This is a genomic window from Shewanella sp. ISS20 (assembly GCF_056522965.1).
On the sequence record NZ_JAWRZK010000002.1, the window covers coordinates 22,598 to 40,756 of the forward strand.

At 41.6% G+C, this 18,159-nt stretch carries 20 protein-coding genes and 2 pseudogenes; 8 read left to right on the forward strand and 14 right to left on the reverse strand.

The window, feature by feature from the left end:
• Window positions 1-2 precede the first annotated feature (2 nt).
• The 4 genes from trbD to trbB form a co-directional block, all read right to left on the reverse strand.
• A complete protein-coding gene (gene trbD, locus AC1HDP_RS17930; protein ID WP_479639944.1) occupies window positions 3-287 on the reverse strand; it encodes a conjugal transfer protein TrbD in 285 nt (94 codons plus the stop codon).
• A 3-nt stretch (window positions 288-290) separates the two neighbouring features.
• Entirely contained in the window at window positions 291-656 is a 366-nt protein-coding gene (locus AC1HDP_RS17935) for a TrbC/VirB2 family type IV secretion system protein (protein ID WP_140934214.1), read from the reverse strand.
• Window positions 657-724: 68 nt separating this feature from the next.
• Window positions 725-919, reverse strand: coding sequence for a hypothetical protein (locus AC1HDP_RS17940; protein WP_479639945.1), 195 nt, complete (start codon window positions 917-919; stop codon window positions 725-727).
• An 11-nt stretch (window positions 920-930) separates the two neighbouring features.
• Entirely contained in the window at window positions 931-1,866 is a 936-nt protein-coding gene (gene trbB, locus AC1HDP_RS17945; protein WP_479639946.1) for a P-type conjugative transfer ATPase TrbB, read from the reverse strand.
• 952 nt (window positions 1,867-2,818) lie between these two features.
• Here trbB and AC1HDP_RS17950 point away from each other — a divergent pair.
• Both AC1HDP_RS17950 and AC1HDP_RS17955 read left to right on the forward strand, forming a co-directional pair.
• Complete coding sequence (locus tag AC1HDP_RS17950; RefSeq protein ID WP_479639947.1) at window positions 2,819-3,451, forward strand: XRE family transcriptional regulator; 633 nt, start codon at window positions 2,819-2,821, stop codon at window positions 3,449-3,451.
• 440 nt (window positions 3,452-3,891) lie between these two features.
• On the forward strand, window positions 3,892-4,644 hold the full coding sequence (locus AC1HDP_RS17955) for a hypothetical protein (RefSeq protein WP_479639948.1): 753 nt from the start codon (window positions 3,892-3,894) through the stop codon (window positions 4,642-4,644).
• A 608-nt stretch (window positions 4,645-5,252) separates the two neighbouring features.
• Here the strand turns inward: AC1HDP_RS17955 and AC1HDP_RS17960 are convergent.
• From AC1HDP_RS17960 to AC1HDP_RS17975, 4 genes are all read right to left on the reverse strand, one after another.
• Window positions 5,253-6,506: a Y-family DNA polymerase gene (locus AC1HDP_RS17960; RefSeq protein WP_479639949.1), complete on the reverse strand. Its 1,254-nt coding sequence runs from the start codon at window positions 6,504-6,506 to the stop codon at window positions 5,253-5,255.
• A 9-nt stretch (window positions 6,507-6,515) separates the two neighbouring features.
• Window positions 6,516-6,920 carry a LexA family protein gene (locus AC1HDP_RS17965; protein WP_479639978.1) on the reverse strand — a complete coding sequence of 135 codons (405 nt, stop codon included), beginning with the start codon at window positions 6,918-6,920 and terminating at the stop codon, window positions 6,516-6,518.
• A gap of 310 nt (window positions 6,921-7,230) precedes the next feature.
• Window positions 7,231-7,428 carry a hypothetical protein gene (locus AC1HDP_RS17970; RefSeq protein WP_479639950.1) on the reverse strand — a complete coding sequence of 66 codons (198 nt, stop codon included), beginning with the start codon at window positions 7,426-7,428 and terminating at the stop codon, window positions 7,231-7,233.
• Window positions 7,429-7,496: 68 nt separating this feature from the next.
• Window positions 7,497-8,063 carry a recombinase family protein gene (locus tag AC1HDP_RS17975; protein ID WP_479639951.1) on the reverse strand — a complete coding sequence of 189 codons (567 nt, stop codon included), beginning with the start codon at window positions 8,061-8,063 and terminating at the stop codon, window positions 7,497-7,499.
• Between the two features lie 211 nt (window positions 8,064-8,274).
• On the opposite strand from AC1HDP_RS17975, the gene AC1HDP_RS17980 reads away from it, so the two are divergent.
• Window positions 8,275-8,550: a hypothetical protein gene (locus AC1HDP_RS17980; RefSeq protein WP_479639952.1), complete on the forward strand. Its 276-nt coding sequence runs from the start codon at window positions 8,275-8,277 to the stop codon at window positions 8,548-8,550.
• A 370-nt stretch (window positions 8,551-8,920) separates the two neighbouring features.
• Here AC1HDP_RS17980 and AC1HDP_RS17985 read toward each other — a convergent pair whose 3' ends face one another.
• On the reverse strand, window positions 8,921-9,295 hold the full coding sequence (locus tag AC1HDP_RS17985) for a hypothetical protein (RefSeq protein ID WP_479639953.1): 375 nt from the start codon (window positions 9,293-9,295) through the stop codon (window positions 8,921-8,923).
• On the reverse strand, window positions 9,292-9,861 hold the full coding sequence (locus AC1HDP_RS17990; protein ID WP_479639954.1) for an AAA family ATPase: 570 nt from the start codon (window positions 9,859-9,861) through the stop codon (window positions 9,292-9,294). Before AC1HDP_RS17990 ends, AC1HDP_RS17985 begins: the two co-directional genes overlap by 4 nt.
• Before the next feature lie 512 nt (window positions 9,862-10,373).
• Between AC1HDP_RS17990 and AC1HDP_RS17995 the strand changes: the two genes are divergently transcribed.
• The 3 genes from AC1HDP_RS17995 (at window position 10,374) to AC1HDP_RS18005 (ending at window position 12,462) form a co-directional block, all read left to right on the forward strand.
• The gene (locus AC1HDP_RS17995) at window positions 10,374-10,619 is read left to right on the forward strand and encodes a type II toxin-antitoxin system HicA family toxin (RefSeq protein WP_140934227.1); all 246 of its coding nucleotides are present in this window, start codon (window positions 10,374-10,376) and stop codon (window positions 10,617-10,619) included.
• Window positions 10,616-10,954: a type II toxin-antitoxin system HicB family antitoxin gene (locus tag AC1HDP_RS18000; protein WP_240778955.1), complete on the forward strand. Its 339-nt coding sequence runs from the start codon at window positions 10,616-10,618 to the stop codon at window positions 10,952-10,954. Before AC1HDP_RS17995 ends, AC1HDP_RS18000 begins: the two co-directional genes overlap by 4 nt.
• A gap of 524 nt (window positions 10,955-11,478) precedes the next feature.
• On the forward strand, window positions 11,479-12,462 hold the full coding sequence (locus AC1HDP_RS18005; protein ID WP_479639955.1) for a sensor domain-containing diguanylate cyclase: 984 nt from the start codon (window positions 11,479-11,481) through the stop codon (window positions 12,460-12,462).
• 72 nt (window positions 12,463-12,534) lie between these two features.
• On the opposite strand, the pseudogene AC1HDP_RS18010 reads toward AC1HDP_RS18005, so the two are convergent.
• Window positions 12,535-12,845, reverse strand: a pseudogene (locus tag AC1HDP_RS18010) (IS3 family transposase); the annotation flags it as partial.
• Between the two features lie 56 nt (window positions 12,846-12,901).
• On the opposite strand from AC1HDP_RS18010, the gene AC1HDP_RS18015 reads away from it, so the two are divergent.
• Window positions 12,902-14,457, forward strand: a protein-coding gene (locus AC1HDP_RS18015; RefSeq protein WP_479639956.1) for an IS3 family transposase whose coding sequence is annotated in 2 segments (ribosomal slippage) — window positions 12,902-13,364 and window positions 13,364-14,457 — 1,557 coding nt in all. Because the reading frame shifts where the segments join, the coding sequence is not laid out codon by codon here.
• Window positions 14,458-14,486: 29 nt separating this feature from the next.
• On the opposite strand, the pseudogene AC1HDP_RS18020 reads toward AC1HDP_RS18015, so the two are convergent.
• A pseudogene (locus tag AC1HDP_RS18020) lies at window positions 14,487-15,187 on the reverse strand (transposase); the annotation flags it as partial.
• 334 nt (window positions 15,188-15,521) lie between these two features.
• Here AC1HDP_RS18020 and AC1HDP_RS18025 point away from each other — a divergent pair.
• Window positions 15,522-16,088, forward strand: coding sequence for a CBS domain-containing protein (locus AC1HDP_RS18025; RefSeq protein ID WP_479639957.1), 567 nt, complete (start codon window positions 15,522-15,524; stop codon window positions 16,086-16,088).
• A gap of 233 nt (window positions 16,089-16,321) precedes the next feature.
• On the opposite strand, the gene AC1HDP_RS18030 is transcribed toward AC1HDP_RS18025, so the two are convergent.
• Window positions 16,322-16,831 (reverse strand): hypothetical protein, encoded by a 510-nt coding sequence (locus AC1HDP_RS18030; RefSeq protein ID WP_479639958.1) that lies wholly within the window; start codon window positions 16,829-16,831, stop codon window positions 16,322-16,324.
• An 11-nt stretch (window positions 16,832-16,842) separates the two neighbouring features.
• The gene (locus AC1HDP_RS18035) at window positions 16,843-18,027 is read right to left on the reverse strand and encodes an AAA family ATPase (protein WP_479639959.1); all 1,185 of its coding nucleotides are present in this window, start codon (window positions 18,025-18,027) and stop codon (window positions 16,843-16,845) included.
• Window positions 18,028-18,159 lie beyond the last annotated feature (132 nt).

The window sequence follows — 18,159 nt, forward strand, 5'->3', positions numbered from 1 at the left end:
AATTAATCCCGGTTGGCGTAGTTTTTGCGGCTGTGAGCAGGGTAAAACTCAGCGTATTTACGATAGCGCGAAAATACTTTGGTCATGTGAGGGTCGGCTTTGCCCATCATGCTGAGCAACGGCAGGCCGCCTATCCATAGTGCTATGGCTAACACGATTGATACGGCGGTTTGAAGTACCATGAGAACCATGCACAACATGCCAAGTAGCATAAGTAAGTTGCGCTCACAACCTAAAATGAGATTGCCGCGGTGAAAATCAAAAATAGGGGTGCAGTGTAGTGCCATACATCATGTCACCAAGGTTGATGACACGTTAAAGAGAGAACTCAATACGTTAGCAGCAAACACCACAACGGAAATGCCGACAGCTAGGAACAGTAAGGTTTTGATTAACCCTGATAATTCCCCGCCAAACAGCAAGCCTGCCATGGCCGCGACAATGGCTAAAATTGAAATGCCAAACGCGACAGGGCCCGTGATAGATTTCACCAGTTTGTTGAGGGGAGATTCCCAAGGCATACCAGAGGACGATGTTGCGTGAGCTATGTCAGGGAACAACATGGCAATGGCGAATAAAATAGCGAGTAGAATTAGCGGGTGTTCAGTGAGGTATTTGAGCCACGATTGATACCTGGGCGGTTCAAATTGGTTCATGCGGGTACTCCTTGTGAGTGGTTGTTTATGGATGGTTGTTTATGGAAGGAGGGGATGAGTGATTTGTTTCAATCAGGCTCACAACCCGCTTCAACGGGGTCTTGCCAGCCTGACATGACAGCGGCTTGGCATTGGCGGTGCCCTTCATCTAATAGTGCTAGGTATTCGTCATAGTCGGCATCTATCCCTGGGTAATAACAGCTCAGGCACCATCTTGATGGTTGCGCCGCTTCTTCTTTTTTGCAGCGGAGGCATTTACACATGGTTAATTCCTTTAATTTTCAATGGTTGACGTGACGTATTGGCCGTCTACAAAGTCATGCACTTGAATTATTTCTTTAATGCTGCGGCCGGTTGATGATTTTTCTATGAAAACAACGAGGTTTACGGTTTGAGAGATAAGGGTGTGATTGATGTGTTGTGATACTTCAGCGATGCAATCACCTAAACGAATGAGTCCCAGGCGGGCGCTGTTGGCGTGAATGGTTGCTATACCGCCAGAATGGCCAGTGTTCCAAGATTTAAGTAGCGATAGCGCCTCACCTCCACGAACTTCACCAACCAGAATGCGGTCGGGGCGCAGGCGCAAGGTGGCTCGCAGTAGATTGGCCATTGATGTGGTGGCATTGCTGCGCAATATCACCGAGTTCTGCGCGGCACACTGAATTTCGTTGGTGTCTTCAATGATAACAATGCGGTCATTATGGCAAAGACACACCATTTCATTAATAAGAGCGTTAGCAAACGTGGTTTTACCAGAGCCAGTACCACCAACAATCAGTATGTTTTTTCGCTCAGTGATTGCTTGTCTGAGAACGGCACATTGGGTTTTGGATAGCATCCCAGTCTGCATGTAGTCGTCAAGGCTGAACACTCGAATGGCTTTTTTACGCAGCGCAAATGTGGGCGCCAATACTACTGGTGGAATTACGCCTTCAAACCGGCTGCCGTCGACAGGAAATTCACATTCAAGCAGAGGCTGCTCTGCCGTTAGGCTCACGCTGTGAAATCCCGCGAGTGCTTTCATTAATAGCATGGCTTGAGTGGGTGTCATAGATGACTCAATTTGCATAGGTAAGCCAAATCGTTCTACCCACAAGTTACCGTCACTGTTTAACATGAGCTCGGTAACGTCATCATCATTAAGCAATTCGAGCTGCTTTTGCCCGAAGTGGGTTTTGATGCTGTTAATATGAGAGTTACTTTGCATTACATTGCCTAAGTGATGTTTTCTGGTTTTTGTGTTTATGCAGGAGAGATTTGCAGATATGAGTTGTTGGTGGCTGCTGGCATTGACCTGGCATCTGCTCTGGCGGGTGCCAGTGACCAGTCAACATTAGTATGGCCACGCAATAGTCATGTTGCTTCCAACGATGTAGAGGCCGATTCTGCCAGTATAAAAATACATTCTTGGCTTCATCGACGCTCATTAAGGTTTGTTGCTCAGTGATAACAGCGATACTGTCGAAGACTGAGCGGTAGTGCGAAGAGTCTGGGTGATGATATTTGTACTGGATTGCCTTTCTGGCAAGGTGCGGTTGTCTGAAAAAACGCTCAACTATTCGTATCGCGTGTTGTTTTGAGTTGATAGAAGTCCATCTCTGCATGATTTACTCATCTTTCTCTGTGGGAAAAAATACTTGCACAAAAAAGCTGAGGAAATCACGAAGAACCTTCGCATTAACATTGATAAAAAGTCTCTACCCCCTCCCGCCGAGACTTGCGGGCACTTCGCACATAATGGGTCATTCACGCAGTAAAACCATTTCAGTACCTGATACCAAGAGTTCTGCTCTTGTTTTTAGCCTATCTGAGCCAGCATCAGTCCGGTCGCCATCAGAGGACATATTACGAAGTCACATTTCCAAATTTTCTTTCCTCCCTTTGGGGTGTGCCGGGAGCGACTACACTCATTAACGAGAACGTCGTTTTATGGCCCAAATTGCTAAAGAACAATCCTAACCGCAAGGGCGGATTACAGCCCGTATTGGCGCTGAAGATTAATCACACAAAGCACTGTATGAATGATCATGTGGTGCATGATAAAGCAGCAAAGAACAAAAGTAAAGTTTGGTCGATTTTGCCTTTACAGGTAAAGGGAGATTCAACAGTGTGAGGTTTCAGGAGTGCGATAATAGTTAAAATTTTACAGGGTTTAATGTATGAGCGTTTTTGGTCAAAATCTGAAGCAATTGAGAGAGCGATACGGGTTTAGCCAGAGTGAGTTCGGTGAGGTTATTGGAGTCACTAAATCCACAATTTCACAGTGGGAGAAAGGCAAGTCTTATCCGCGGCGTAAATTTATTAATCTGTTAATGGATAAGTATGAGCTCAAGATGGATTTCTTTGATGTCGAAACTGATTCTAGTGTGGTTATCAGCGTAGATTCATGCGTGGAAGATTTTAAGAAAATTCCATTTTATTTCAATGTTAACGCAGCCGCTGGTAGCGGGTGCTTTAATGAAAATGAAGAATATGAGTTACTGCATGTAAAAGATTTGCCAAGCATTTGTAATTTCGCAAAATTATTTTGCATTGTAGCTACTGGTGATTCAATGGAACCTGTTTTGAAAAATGGTTCATTGATAGTGGTAGATCCTACTCAAAACTGCATTGTAGATGGTCATATGTATGTTTTTAGGCAGGGTGATACGTTGAGGGTAAAGGTCTTTTCTTACGAAAGGCAAATGATTAAGCTAAAAAGTTACAACAAGAACTACAGCGATGAATTGTATAGATTTGACGAATTAGATGTGGTGGGGAAGGTTGTTTTTCATGCCACTAAAATTGACTAGATTTAACAACAAAAAACTATTCTAATTAATATAAATAGACTATTATAAGCTTAGAACTTGAGGTTAGAGTGCATTACAAAGAGCACTACTACATAGCTTTCTATGTAGTGTATTTTTCAAGTTTAAAATGTGTCAGACCGCTAATCTGACTATATAGCATTTGCAAAAAAGCCGAACTCCTACACGTGTTCGGCTTTTTTGTTTTCAAAATCTAGTTATTATCAAATTGATCTTGCATAGATCCTTCTAATCTATTACCGTAAATAACCAAATGTTTGAAGTAGCATTCAAACATATCTAAATCGTGTAGAGTTTAATAATGAAAAATCAGCTGCAATATTGCTGCGCTAAGCGGCATTTCTCTCTTTATTCCCCTGGATGCATCCAATACAGTACGGCGATCTTAACTCGATCACTCGTGGATATTGTGAGTGTGTCTAATGAAAACCTCTAGCACTCCCAATAAGCAGATTCAAGCGATACGTGAAAAAGCACGTACCAAGCGTCGAGAACTGCGTGAAAAGCGCCGCTATGCCGCTAATCTGGTAAAATCTACTAAGAAAGCCGTAGGTTCAGCGGATTATATTGCGTCTGATGAAGGCTTTACTAAGAAAAACCGTTTACCTCCCCACTTCAAAATACTGATTAATAACAGTAAGAAACTTGTGTTCTCTACACGCAGCCATACCGATAAGCGTGGGCGGTTACGTTCCTTGTCACTGCGTGGGCGGCGTAAGCTATTCAACGTCTTGCTAGTGCTATTGACCAATTGCGACTTTATGTCTGGCCAAGTGGGTAAGCCTAAGCTTGATCACATGGATACAACCGGCCACGATGCGTTGATGTTGCAATATGCGCGGCGCTTTGGTGATTCAATATCAAGCAGTACCTGGTATCGCTACATTGCCATATTAGAAAACATGGAAATATTCACCAGTAAAGAGATTAAGCTTTACGCTGAAGATGGCGTTACCGTTCGCTCAGAGCCTTCATATAAGTGGTTGTCTAAAGGCTTTCTACGAACGATAGGCGTGTTTGCCGATAACATCTTGGGAAGCATTAAAGCGTCTTATCAAAAGGCGGTTAAAAACGGCCTGAGCTTTGTGTGGCGCGAACATAATGCTCCCGTCGGCCATAGACCTACTCGCGATCTGTTCGCATCACACGGGCATCATTCGCCACACCATCAATAACTTACCCGTTTAATTAATCGCGTTAACTCGCGAGGCATTGTCACGTCCGCAGATTTTTTTTGACATATTATGTCAATTATCACCAGTAAAACGCTCACACCAGCCCTGTTTTTGACTGACAGCTCTTGGTGAATAACTTCCCTTTTGTAGTTTTCTAGTGCGGCCAGATGCTCTTGTGGATAAGCCTTGTATTAGCTAAATAAAGTGGGAGTAAGAAAAAGGAGTAAGAACAGGGAGTTCTTCTTTTAGCTCTTACGAGCTATAAGATAAATACTCTAAAAGAATATTATTGAAAGGCATCAACAGCAGGGGATAACTAATGCCTAGCCAATTCCTAGCTATCGCTAGGGGCTAGATAACAGCAAAGCCGCGCTGAAGGGATATTTTGTCTAATCGACCGTTAGGCTATTAGTGTTTCTGTATAGATGGTTAGCCTGCGGCGCTTGTCACTACGTGACTGTCTGGCAGGGAAATGAGTCGAAATCGAAGCTAAGCATTATGATTGTGTAACACTTTCAAGATGAGGTGATAGGTTAAATGGTTAACCATTTAACCGGGGTTTGGAATAAGCAAGGGAAAGACTAGAAGGCATTAGCAGCGAACGAAACTCAGCATTTTATTTTCGGTAAGTCACTCCACTTGGTTGTGTATTGTGGGGTTAATCTGTCTCTGCGCATTCCCCATTTTGGGGCTATCCCTTGAGCGGCAACAAATATCGCATCCCGACCATATTTATTATTCAGTTGATCGTAGACATTCATCAGCGCTGGGTTAGTGATAGGTGCAAACAAATCCTCTTGTTTATTTTTCGCAGAGCTTAAATCTAGTAGCCCAATTCCAACCTTGTAATATTGGGTTCCAGGTTGAAAGCATCTATCAACTATTTGCTTTACTATTTGGCTCATTGCGGGTGTGTCCGCGGTTGGGTAAGCAAAGTGATGCGTTTGTTTAAATCCGCTGGGTCTGTCATTGAATGGTGAGTTATGGGCAAAGACGAGCATGACGCCACATAATGAATCTTGTTTTCTGGATTTTTGTGCGGCTATCCCCAGATGTTTGCATAACGCTTGGGTCAAAGACGCTTTATCAATGATGCGGTTCGCCATGCTTCTGGTGGAAAATATCTGTTTTTGGTCTGCCTTGGTTTCGTCCCAGGTAATGCATGATTCGCCATTGAGTTCTTTGATTGTGCGTTCAACTTCGACGTTAAAGTTTCTCTTGGCCAATGCCGGTGGGTAGTTGGCCAGCTCAAGCGCGGTGTTTATCCCTATAGCATGTAATTTAGCGCTGATTTTTTTGCCAATGCCCCAAACATCGGCAACAGGGAGTGCCGCCAAGATGGATAAACGCTCTGCATCACTGTTAATGGCGCAAACTCCGCGATATCCCTGTATTTTTTTTGCTGCATGGTTTGCGACTTTTGCCAACGTAACGGTTGCGCCAATGCCAACGCATACGGGTAAGCGGGTTTCTTTCCATACCGCCCGGCGGATTTTGTGGGCGTGAGTGATTAAACATGGGATGGCGTGGTGGCAGTGTTTAAAGCGCAAAAATGATTCATCAATACTATAAATGTGTTGCTCGGGGCCAAACCGCCCAATGACTTGCATCATGTGTGCAGACAGTGAGCTGTATAGCTCATAGTTCGAAGACAGCGCGATGACGCCTTTTTGTTCGCAAAGGAATTTTATCTCAAAGAATGGCTTAAATTTGGGAATGCCGGCTTCTTTTGCCTGGCGATTGGCTGACACTATCATGCCGTCGTTATTAGAAAGCACAATAATGGGCTTGCCGCGCCATTCCGGGCGAAAGACTTGCTCTGCGGAGCAATAAAAACTATTCGCGTCGATTAATGCAAACATGAATGGCGTTTACTCTGGTAGTAATGGACTTGGCCGGTGGCAACGGATTGAGCGAATAACTACGCCTTCTATAACAAAGTCATCATATTCATGGATTTGGCAGGGGACAATCTCTGCGGGGTTGCAGAGTAATCTGTGATTTATGCTGTCGAGGGTTTTGCAAATAAACTCACCATTCAGCGTCGCCACGACAATATCACCATGCTGAGCGGTAACAAACCTATCAACGATAAGGATATCGCCATCAAAAATTCCAGCGCCTTGCATTGAGTGCCCGCTCGCATACCCTAGAAATGTTGCGCTAGGATGCTCTACCAGCAACTCATCAAGACTTAGTGGCAATTGCTGGTATTCGGCTGCGGGTGAGCCAAAGCCGGTGATACCGCAGTGTATGGGCGTTAAAAGTGTGTTCATTGAGTGATTATTTAATAGCCGTAAACGCTGTTGCTTATCGAGCTCCTTCAATATCAGCGTTACTACTCTAACTTCATTTAGTGCTCTTAAATCATTAGCATTCGTGGTCCAATGATGGTTGTCGGTCGTATTCTTCACACCGGTAGCCTTACAGCTAACGCACTTGCCACTCACACTGTATCGCTTAGGTGATTCACTATGACAACCATCGCAGTGATGCTCTGATGTAAACATCCGTTGTTGCGCGAGAGTAGCCTTAATGCATTCATCTTCTATTGTTGTGCGTTTTTTCGTCATGGGATATTTTATCTTAAAAATAGACTCGTAAAATCCAATCAACCAGGGCTGATTTCGTTTGTATCGGTCGGGATGTGAACTCAAGTAACTCACGTCCTTCAAAGGTGCCTGTCACTAACATCGCCCCTTTTTCTACAATCCAGTCATTATTATTTTTCGTTGCTTTAAATGAGCCATTATCTTCAATGGCAACAAAATCACGTGAGTTCAATGTAAGACCTTTTGTGGTGTTTGGTTTGTATTCAAAGAGTTATACCGATATCAACATGTTTCGGAAGGCTATGTTATCGTCTTCTTCACAGAATTAATGGCGCGATAAATAGATGCTTCGCCGAGCTGATACTCCTTGGCAAGTTGGCCAATGGTCGCCCCTTCAGCTCTTTTATCATAAATTGCTTGTTTTAAGATGTTTGTGAGTTTTACAGGTCTACCAAATTTGACGCCATTTTCATGGGCTTTTGCTATGCCTTCAGCCTGCCTTTCTGTTCGTAAGTCATTTTCAAACTCTGCAATCGCAGCCAACATATTGAACATGAGTCGCCCTGTTGAGGTGCTGGTATCAATATTCTGGTCAATAACGAGTAAATCGATACCTTCATTTTGGAAACGGGAAGCCATCTGAGCTAAGTGAACAACTGAGCGAGCAAGGCGATCTAGTCGAGTTACCACCAAGGTATCCCCTTCACGCAAATAACTCATGCAGGATTGAAATTCCGACCGTTCAGTTGTCCTACCACTGCGTTTTTCTTGATATATCTTGTTGCACTCAGCTTGGTGTAACTTGCTGAGTTGCACCTCTAAGCTTTGACCTCTGAAGCTTACCCTTGCATAACCAACTCTGGACATAAATTATCATTTCTCATTAAATGTTTTGATAATTTATTTATGATAGTAGTTTTGATAGGTAATATCCATCGCTGCCAAATAGTATACGTTTTTGTGCGGTAGTACTCAGATATCCAAAGTTAGTGCTGTGGTTAGATAATTGATTTTGGGCGGTAATATTACGCGTGATAAACTTCATTAAAATGCTTGCACTTAATAAAAGGATTTACCTATGAACGACCTAGTTTGTCCTCATTGTCATGGTACTGTTAGCCGCGGTGCAAAAGTCTGTCGTGGATGCCAGGCTGAAATTGAATATGGAGTGCCAATGGTTTTCGGCATTGGTTTATTAATATTATCTTTGTTTCTTGGTGTGCAAACGGCATCTTTTCTTCCTGAGCTTTTTGGATGGGTTGTTGGTATAGGCGTATGTATAGTCGGAAATATTTGGTTGAATGGCGTTTTTGCAAAACGAGTAAAGTTTAAAAGAGTTTATAAAACCAGATAACTCATATCTGACTTTTAGATGTAGACCTCCGAAAAGAAAGGGACTTAATGTCCCTTTCTTGTCAGTAAAACTTGCTCAAACTAAGTTGTTTTGCAACCCTGAATTGTACCCATGTCGGCTTTGTTGCTAACCATTGGTATAACTGCCACGCGGGGAGTTTCGGCAAGTCAATTAGACGGCTTTTATCTATTTCTGTATACTCTATATGCGACATATTTAATCCTCTGTAGGTTGCTTGTGTTGCGGGTCAGTGGTGATTTGCACATCACCATTGACCATTTAGTGTTTGCTAATCCACTTAATCCACTTAATCCACTTAATCCACTTAATCCACTTAATCCACTTAATCCACTTAATTGGTTTGGTGGAATTATGCCAGGTCATCGACTGCTTGCTTGTCCTCTATCCCAGTCATTGAAGATAGAAAGCCATGAGACCAGCTTTTAATGTCATCCGAACTTTTTCCGCTCATTATTGCTAAGGCAAGATTTATAGCCAACTCAGCGGCCTCACTACGTCCACGAACTAAGTCTAATCCTGCAAATTTTAGAGTCATTTCTAGTTCGGTAAGTTTTCGATTTTGATCTTCACTAAAGTTTAGTCCAATCACTTTACGGTTTACGGGGGATTTTTTTCGTCCAGGCTTTCCACGAAGGATTTTTCCATCAATCATCGCGGCTTGCCCGACTTCGTTACCTGATATGTTTTTTTCTGCCGTTGCCAACCATGCTGGACCTTTGCTCATTTCAAAACCTCATCTAATATCTTGTTCATATCTTTTTGTGCATCCCTCAATCCGTACATTCCTTTTAACTCGGGATCAAAAACAGTGCGACCGAGTCCAGTTGTACGTTCAAAAATGGCACGGTTGGGTACAAGTTTGATGGTTTTATCTTCAGCCATTTTTGTTTTGACAAAATCGCGGTGTTCACTTTTTCGCATATCACCCATCGATATTACTTGTACCACTTTTAAACCTAGTTGCTTCAACTTAGGGAGATGTTTAGCTACTACTCCATAAGATAAACGAGTTGGTTGGTAAGGCATAACGACCACTCCGTTAGGCGTGTCTGCGGTACTAGGTGTCATATCAACGATAACAATATCAACATTCGGTTTTTGCTGAGGCCAATGTTTTACGACTTCGAAGGGAGCAAATCCATCACTGCCCAACCAAGCACAAGAACCCTGAGGATCATCATCTACTAATAATACTTTAAAGCCCTTTGCTGCGGCGGCTCCAGCCAGATTAAAACTGATGGTACTTTTACCTACGCCACCTTTTTCATTCCATACGCTAATTACTTTCATATCAACACCTCAATGTAGTCTATAAACAGATTAATTGATTTAATCTGTTTAATCAAGTTAATTCAGTTAATCGGGTTAAGTAAATTAATCAAGTTAATCAAATTAACTTACTTAATTCAATTTGCTTGGTTATTTGCCTTAATTGGATTGATTCGTTCAAATCTCCTGATTAAGTTTTTATTATTTATTTAAATAAAACGAAAATTTCGTTTTTGTAACACGATTTACCATTATGAATATTGTGCGCATAACGACTTTGCCACTCATTCAATATCAGTGCCGAACGCCTCAAAATCACCACTAAACCTCTGCCAAAAACACAAAAAACCAGTTCTCAATAATTGGTCAATTTCACCACTTTGTTAGTTCGCCAGAAAATAGCCCTCAACGGCTCAAAATAATAAAACTGCTGAAACTATTCGGTATGGCAGAACACATGTAGCGCGACTATATATAGTTGCGCTGCGCTCTGTTGGTTTGGTATAATGACCTCCTATATAGCAGGAGGTATCATGACGAAAACGGATAAATTATTAGCAAAACTCAAGTCGTCCAAAACACTAACTTGGCATGAATTAGCTGGTGCGTTAAAAATGCTAGGTTATCAACAAGTAGAAGGCGATGGTTCAAGGGTTAAGTTTGATAATGGCATTCCGAAAGAGTTAATTAACCTGCATAAACCGCACCCTAGAAATGAATTAAAGGCTTACGCATTGCGCCAAGTCAGAGACAAATTAACCGAATGGGGGAAACTATGATGCAAAATTCAATGACATATAAGGGGTATCACGGCTCTGTAGAAATTTGCCCTGGCGACAATATTCTGTTTGGGCAAGTATTATTCATTTCACCGTTGATCAACTATGAGGCTGAAACAGCCAAAGGGTTAGAGCAAGCATTTCAAGAGGCAATTAACGCCTATCTTGTTGATTGCGCACAACAAGACATTCAGCCAGAGAAGCCTTGTAAGGGATCGCTTAATGTTAGGTTAGGACATGACTTACATTTAGCTGCGTCTATCGCTGCATTTCAAGCATCGACTAGCACGAATGAATTTATCAAAAGGGCTGTACAAAAAAGTGTTGGATTATAAGCCTTGATGGAATTTCTAGGGGTTCAGCATAGAACCAAAATAGATGATCAAGTGCAAGAATATGATGTGTTGATCCTGAACTGGTCAGGGTAATTGTCGCGCAATAAACTCTAGATTCAACAGTAGAAAAGCGTCTTTAAATGAGGCGCGAATCAGTTCTCTTGAGATTTGATTCATGGTAAGGCAAAAAAAGCCCCGCGGGAAGGAAAAAGCGGGGCGAAATCGGGCGCGGTTGTGCCTGGCGTGAATCAGTCTGGGGCAGACTGATTCACCGGCTCATTTCTATCAGATTAGAAAAAGTATTTTGAAACCTTAAATACTTTGTTAACTCTGCAGCCTAACTTAAGTGTCTACAAGTATCAGGCCTTATCATTGAAACGTTTCTCGCTGGCAGTGAAGTACATCAAAGATTACAACAGAGTCTTTAATGTATAACATTAAACCAACAGCGTTGGTAGATTACATAGAAACTATCGTTTATACTACATATGATATAGAAGGAGTAATATCAATTGGAGCGTGATATGAAATCATCTAAAAAACCTATAAATGAGAAAATTCGTTTAAAACAATTACATGATTTATCTATTCTTGACACTCCTCCTGAAGAAAGATTTGATTGTGTTACTCGCATGGCTAAACGTTTATTTGATGTTCCAATTGCCCTTGTTTCTTTCGTAGATGAAAATCGACAGTGGTTTAAGTCTAAATTAGGTTTAGATGTTAATGAAACAGAACGAAGAATTTCTTTCTGTAGTCATGCTATTCTGAAAGAAGATACTTTCATAGTTAAAGATACAATGAAAGATGATAGATTTATTAATAATCCTTTGGTTGTTGGTGAGCCGTATATTAGATTTTATGCTGGACAACCTCTAAAAACTTTAAGCGGACAAATTTTAGGTACTGTTTGTATAATTGATATAGTCCCTAGAGATTTTAATAGTGAAGATATTGCTATGCTAGTTAATCTGGCTGATATGATAGAGCGTGAAATGATGTCAATTCAGCTCACCATGTCTGATGAATTGACGAAAATATCAAATCGTCGAGGCTTTTTTATGTTAACACGACATTGTTTAGGTATTTTCTCTAGGGAATCACTTTCAGCAACAATCATTTTTTTTGATCTAGACAAATTTAAAGAAATTAATGATAAATATGGGCATGCTGAAGGTGATAGAGCTCTAAAAATTTTTGCTGATGAAATGAAAAAGTCATTCAGGACTTCTGATGTTTGTGCTAGATTTGGTGGCGATGAATTTGTAGCGTTGTTAATAAATGCAAATATTGAACAGATTAAAGCATTAATAAAACGATTGACCTCATCACTAAAACTACGTAGTCATTTAGATTGTTTGCCTTATTGCATAGAGTTTTCTTCTGGGGTTGTCAATTATGAACCTCTAAAACACAAATCAATTGAGGACATGCTGAAAGAAGCCGACAAGTTGATGTATCATGATAAAATTTATAAAAATAATAACTTATTATCAAGTCGAAAATAGCAGGGCGGGATTAAACTGATCTGATCCGCTAACTTTGGACACTTAACTAAGCACTATTTTCAATTCAAAATTCTAAGGGCTTAAATAGTCAAGTGAACTATGCCTTCTGGTTTTGTTGTAATCAACTTCTATGTACTCAAACACGGTGTGCTTCATGGTTTTCCCTGTCCATGATCGGCTCGTACTGAATGGCCTCAACCTTCAATAAATGGAAGAAGCTCTCTGCACTGGCGTTGTCCCAGCAGCAGGCTTTGCGGCTCATGCTTTGGATAAGCCAGCTTAGCCGTCATGCGATTACTCATCGACCAGCCAATCACGGCGCGCGAGTACAAGTCGATAATCACCGCCAGATACAGCCAGCCTTCCCCCTGTGTCAGGATTGTTGTCACCCTTAAATAATCATTATTTTTAAAGACAGGGTGCGGCAAAAGAGAACGATATGGCTCGGTATTCACCAGAACGTAAAGCGGCGATCCTTAAAAAATTATTACCGCCTCACAATTTAACGGTCGCAGAGGTTGCTCGGGAAGAAGGCATTGCGGTGCAAACCTTGTATCATTGGCGAGATATTGTCAGAAAAGAAGGTCGCCCCGTGCCAGGTAAAACATTAACAACTGATGACTGGTCAGCTGAAGCTAAGTTTGCGGTACTCATTGAAACAGCCCCGCTATCGGAAGCCGAGTTAAGTCAGTATTGCCGTGAAAAAGGCTTGTTCCGCGAACAAGTACAGCAGTGGAAACAGGATTGTTTAGCTGGTTTTCAAACCTCAGAAGTACAAACCAAAACCATTAAACAGCAGGCCAAGGCTGACAGAGCCGAAATCAAATCATTGCAACGAGAATTGCGCTACAAGGAGAAAGCCCTGGCTGAAGCTGCAGCGTTACTGGTGCTCAGAAAAAAGCTCAATGCGCTCTGGGGGGACGACAGCGAGGAGAGCTAACTCCCTTGCCTGAGCGCATAGAATTGATTGCCTTAATTCAAGAGGCGTATACCAATGGTGCTCGCCTTTACAAGGCTTGTGCTGAAACTGGACTCAGTAAACGCACTTATCGACGTTGGTATCGAGCAGGCCAAGTGCAAGCCGATTTAAGACCAATAGCGGCTCGACCAGAACCGGCAAATAAACTCGAAGCACATGAGCGACAACAGATATTAAGTGTGTGTAATCAAGAGGAGTATGCCAGCTTACCACCGTCGCAAATTGTGCCGACATTATTAGATAGCGGGATTTATATCGCCTCAGAATCAAGCTTTTACAGAGTATTACATGCCAATAATCAACTTAATCATCGTGGTCGCACCCAGATTGCTGTAAATCGAAGCAAACCGTTAAGTTATCAGGCTGATGGGCCGAATCAACTGTGGTCGTGGGACATCACTTATTTGGCTTCAACCGTCAAAGGCCAGTTCTATTATCTGTACATGTTTGAAGATATTTACAGTAGAAAAATAGTGGGTTACGAAGTTCATGAACAAGAATGCGGTGAGTACGCAGCCGCGCTAATCCAACGCTGCATGTTACGCGAGCAATGTTTTAATACGCCATTAGTGCTGCACTCTGATAATGGGGCGCCGATGAAGTCACTGACCATGAAAGCCAAGCTAGAAGAACTCGGTATTACGGCATCATTAAGTCGGCCGCGGGTGAGTAACGACAACCCCTTTTCAGAGTCGTTATTTAAAACCTTAAAATACCGACCACAGTGGCCAAAATCGGGTTTTAGCAGTTTAGCTGGCGCAAGAGAATGGGTTGAGAAGTTTGTGAAGTGGTACAACGATGAGCATAAACACAGCCAGCTCAATTTTGTCTCACCAGGACAACGTCATGCTCAGCTAGATAACGCGATTTTAGCCAAGCGTAAGGAAGTGCTTGAAGCGGCAAAGGCAAGAAGACCGACGCGCTGGTCTAAAGACGTGAGAAATTGTGAGGCGGTTGGAGCCGTGACCCTAAACCCTGATAAAGCACCAATAGAAGGCGTAATAAATGCAGCTTAATATTTAAGCAAAGAGTGACAACTATCTTGAAAAACACCGCCTTCGCTTGTCATCAGATACGTGATATCACCGACCCATTTTTGGTTCGGGCCGCTGGCATCGAAGTTCTGCTCCAGCAGATTTGGCGCCACCGAAAGCTGGTGATCGCTGTCAGTTGTTGTTTTGAATTTACGGGCTGCTTTAGCCACTAAATTCTGTCTTGTCATGCTGTTCATTATGGTTTTCAAATTAGCGCATTCTCCATCTTCCGCGAGGTCGACATGAATACGCCGAGCGCCAGAGAGTTCCTTGCTCTGGACAAAAATAGCTTTGATTTGCCCATCACGGCTGTGCTGCTTGAGCAAGCGTGTACTCGGCTCTTCCCCTCTTCGCGTCACGCCAAGCACTGTTGCCATTGGCTTTAGGCGAAACTGGTGCTGGTATTTGAGCTTAAATTCGAATCGTTCTACTTTTGATTCTTCGCGAAGTAGGTGGCCGCCTTTTTTAGGATGGCTAAATCCTCAGCTTGGTCGGCTAACTGGCGTTTTAACTTGGCAACTTCAGCAGCAAGCTCGGCTTCGCGCTGGCTAGTTGTCTATTTCTTCTCAATGGCAGAGCGCCAGTTATAAAGTTGTGATTCGTAGATTTTGAGCTGCCTGGCAGCTTCAGCAACACCGACACGTTCGGCTAGTTTCAGGGCTTCAGTTTTAAATTCAGCAGTGTGGGCCTTGCTGGGTTTTTTGATTGTCATATTCACCTCGTTAAGTCATATTACTCACTTAGCGCGGTGTCCAAAAGTATTGGATCAGAGCACTAAACCCAGATAAAGCATTAATAGAAGGCGTTAGAAATGCAACTGAATATTTAAGTAAAGAGTGGTAACCAACTTGAAAAAAAACGATTTCGCTCCACAATTAAGTAAAATAAAGTTAATTTTATCTTAAAATGTTGGTATGTTTCATTAAGCGAGGTAAGGCTGCCAATTTCGATGGAATGTTGATGTTTCGTAGCCCCTTAGTTGTATGCCATCGCCTTATATATTGAGTACAACTTAAAGCATTTCAGTTGCACACGGAGAGTCTTTTATGAAAATGTTAAGATACTTTGATAGTAGTTCATTAGAACTTACTATTGGACATCAAAATTTAAATCTAGAATCGTCTGCAATAGCAATTATGCAGAAAATTGATAATCACCATCTTTGCTCTTTGCCTAAAGAAATGTCTATTGCAGATGCAAGAAAATATTTGATAACAGCTTTTGGCATCGAATTTCTCGTTACTAACTCATTAGGTCATTGGGAAGGCGTTGTTAGCTATGCTGAGCTGGCTCCAGAACGAATTTTGAGGATGCTTAATAAAACCGTGACACCATTATCACTTACAGTGGGCGATGTTATGTTGTGTAGAGAAAATCTCTTTGCTATAACAAAAAAAGAATTAATAACATCTACCATCGAAGATGTACTACTAACATTAAATACCTTATCAAGTCGCGTTTTGTTGGTTATTGATAACAACGAACTTTGTGGCATAATTAATAGTAATAATATTATAGAGTTATTAAAACTACCTATCCAAACAAAAAAAAATAATGTTGCTGATATTGTGCATCAATTGCGTGAAACGCATCACTTAACACTTAACACTTAACACTATAGTAAGACCTGAGTTCTATAGATACTCTGTAGTATTACTAAAATTGAGTCAATATACTGATGTTGATTTTCGCAAGTTATCACTTTTTTAACTTGAAAATGTCGAAGATTGGTTAGCAAGATGGCTGCAAAAATGTCAATTTTCAGGCCGTGAATCAGACTAGACAAGTCTGATTCACTGGCTAATTTTTAAACATTACAGGTTCGTGCAAATTAAGATATTTGCATTTATTTTTGATTAGAAATCAATTCTCTAAGATTAACAATCGCTTCTTTTTTAGTAGCATCTAAAACTTCTTTTGAAAACGATTTTTGGTAGCTAGTTTTTTGAGTAGGGCAGCCATCAAGATAAGGTTTGAGTTTAGTTTTACAGCTGTCACCGCAGGTTCCAGCCTTAAAGCCAAGAACCTCAAGCAACATCCCCTCAAGACATACTGGTGTAGACAAAATCACTTCAATCTTATGCTTTTTCGCATACGCCCAGTCTTGTTGTGGTATTGCTACGTCACTATCCATCAATACATATCTTTTGTCGTAAGCGGCTTCTTGGCTTTTTTTAGCAGACATAAGAATATTTCTAGGCGAGCCACCATCTGATGATTCGATTTTAACTACTTGCCCAGTTTTACGGTCGTCATAGTTGTCTTTCATGTGATTCAAGAACGCTCTGTCGTGTATACCTTCACCAACGACGATAAGTGACGCAACATTAGTTTTTCTAACTTTCTTCTTTGCCAACTTCAAGACTCCTATACGTTGGGTACTGCACCGAGGGCGCCAGCTTGGTACTTAGCGTAAAGGTTGTCATCGGCACGGATGCCTACCATTTCATCCAAACGCCATGCATCGCTTTCAAGGTGTTCTTTTTCAACGAGGTAGACTTGGTGTTTCTTGAGTATATTTAGCACTTCTGGTGTGTGACAGGTAAAGATAAGCTGTGCATCATGCTGGTTAGTCTCTTTGTGCTTAAACCAATTCAGAATCACTGGAAGCATATGAGGATGGAGGTCGTTATCAATCTCATCCAAAATAGCAACACCGCCATATTGTAGCACTGGAAGTACCTTACGAAGCATCACAAAAAGAGCTTTAGTACCGCTAGATTCCTCGAAGAATGGGAGTGTAAATTCACCTTTTTCGCACTTATGGATAGCGTAAGGAAAATCAAACTCCATTTCTTCTCCTTTCTCATCTGTAAGCTTTTGTGGCTTATATTCAATATCGTGAATTCCCAAATCGAAGTCAAAGACAGCTTGATGTAATCTCTGTTTCAACTCACCTTGTTCTTTTAGAAACTCGGTTGCTTCCAGAATATCGCCATCATTGAAATGTCTGCGCCCCATCATATTCACATTGAAAATAAAACTATCAAAGTACTCATAGAACTTAGATGCGTTAGACACATTTTGTTGGAAGGCTGCTGAAATAACAGAGACATTACTTCTCACTTTCTTAGCTTGAGCTACAGAAAAACCGAAGCCATTTTGTTTGTAGTTGTATCCATCCTCAGTTCTTTCTCTGACGAACACATAGGAGTAACTACGGCTCGTTTTTTTATACAGTGATTCCAACAATACATCGTTTTTTGTAATCGATAAGTTGTATTTGTACTGCTCCTCACCGAGCATGAAATGCAGCTCAAAATTAGTTGGCTTATCGGCATACAATCGGTGTGGCATGTATGGGATATTCTCAGATGGTTTATAGTCGAACACAGATGTCGATATAAATGAGCTAAGGAAAGCAAGTGGACGCAACAGCTGAGTCTTACCAGCACCATTAGCACCAACAACAGCCAATACCTTGTTCAGGCGCTCACCAGACTTTAGGTTTATGTCGTAGTAGGAAGCCGATGGTTTTTTCCCAACTTCAAAAGATACCTCTTGCTCATTGCCAAAAGAGTAAAAATTTTCGCAAATAAATTTTATTAGCATGGAAACACCATAATCAACATATTTTTGTTGATTATGGTGTTTGGCGTGGAGCTAAGCAAGTTTATTTAGGTTGATTTAGGTCAAATAATCAAGTTGTATCGTAGACACGGTACTGGTATTACGAAAAGTAAG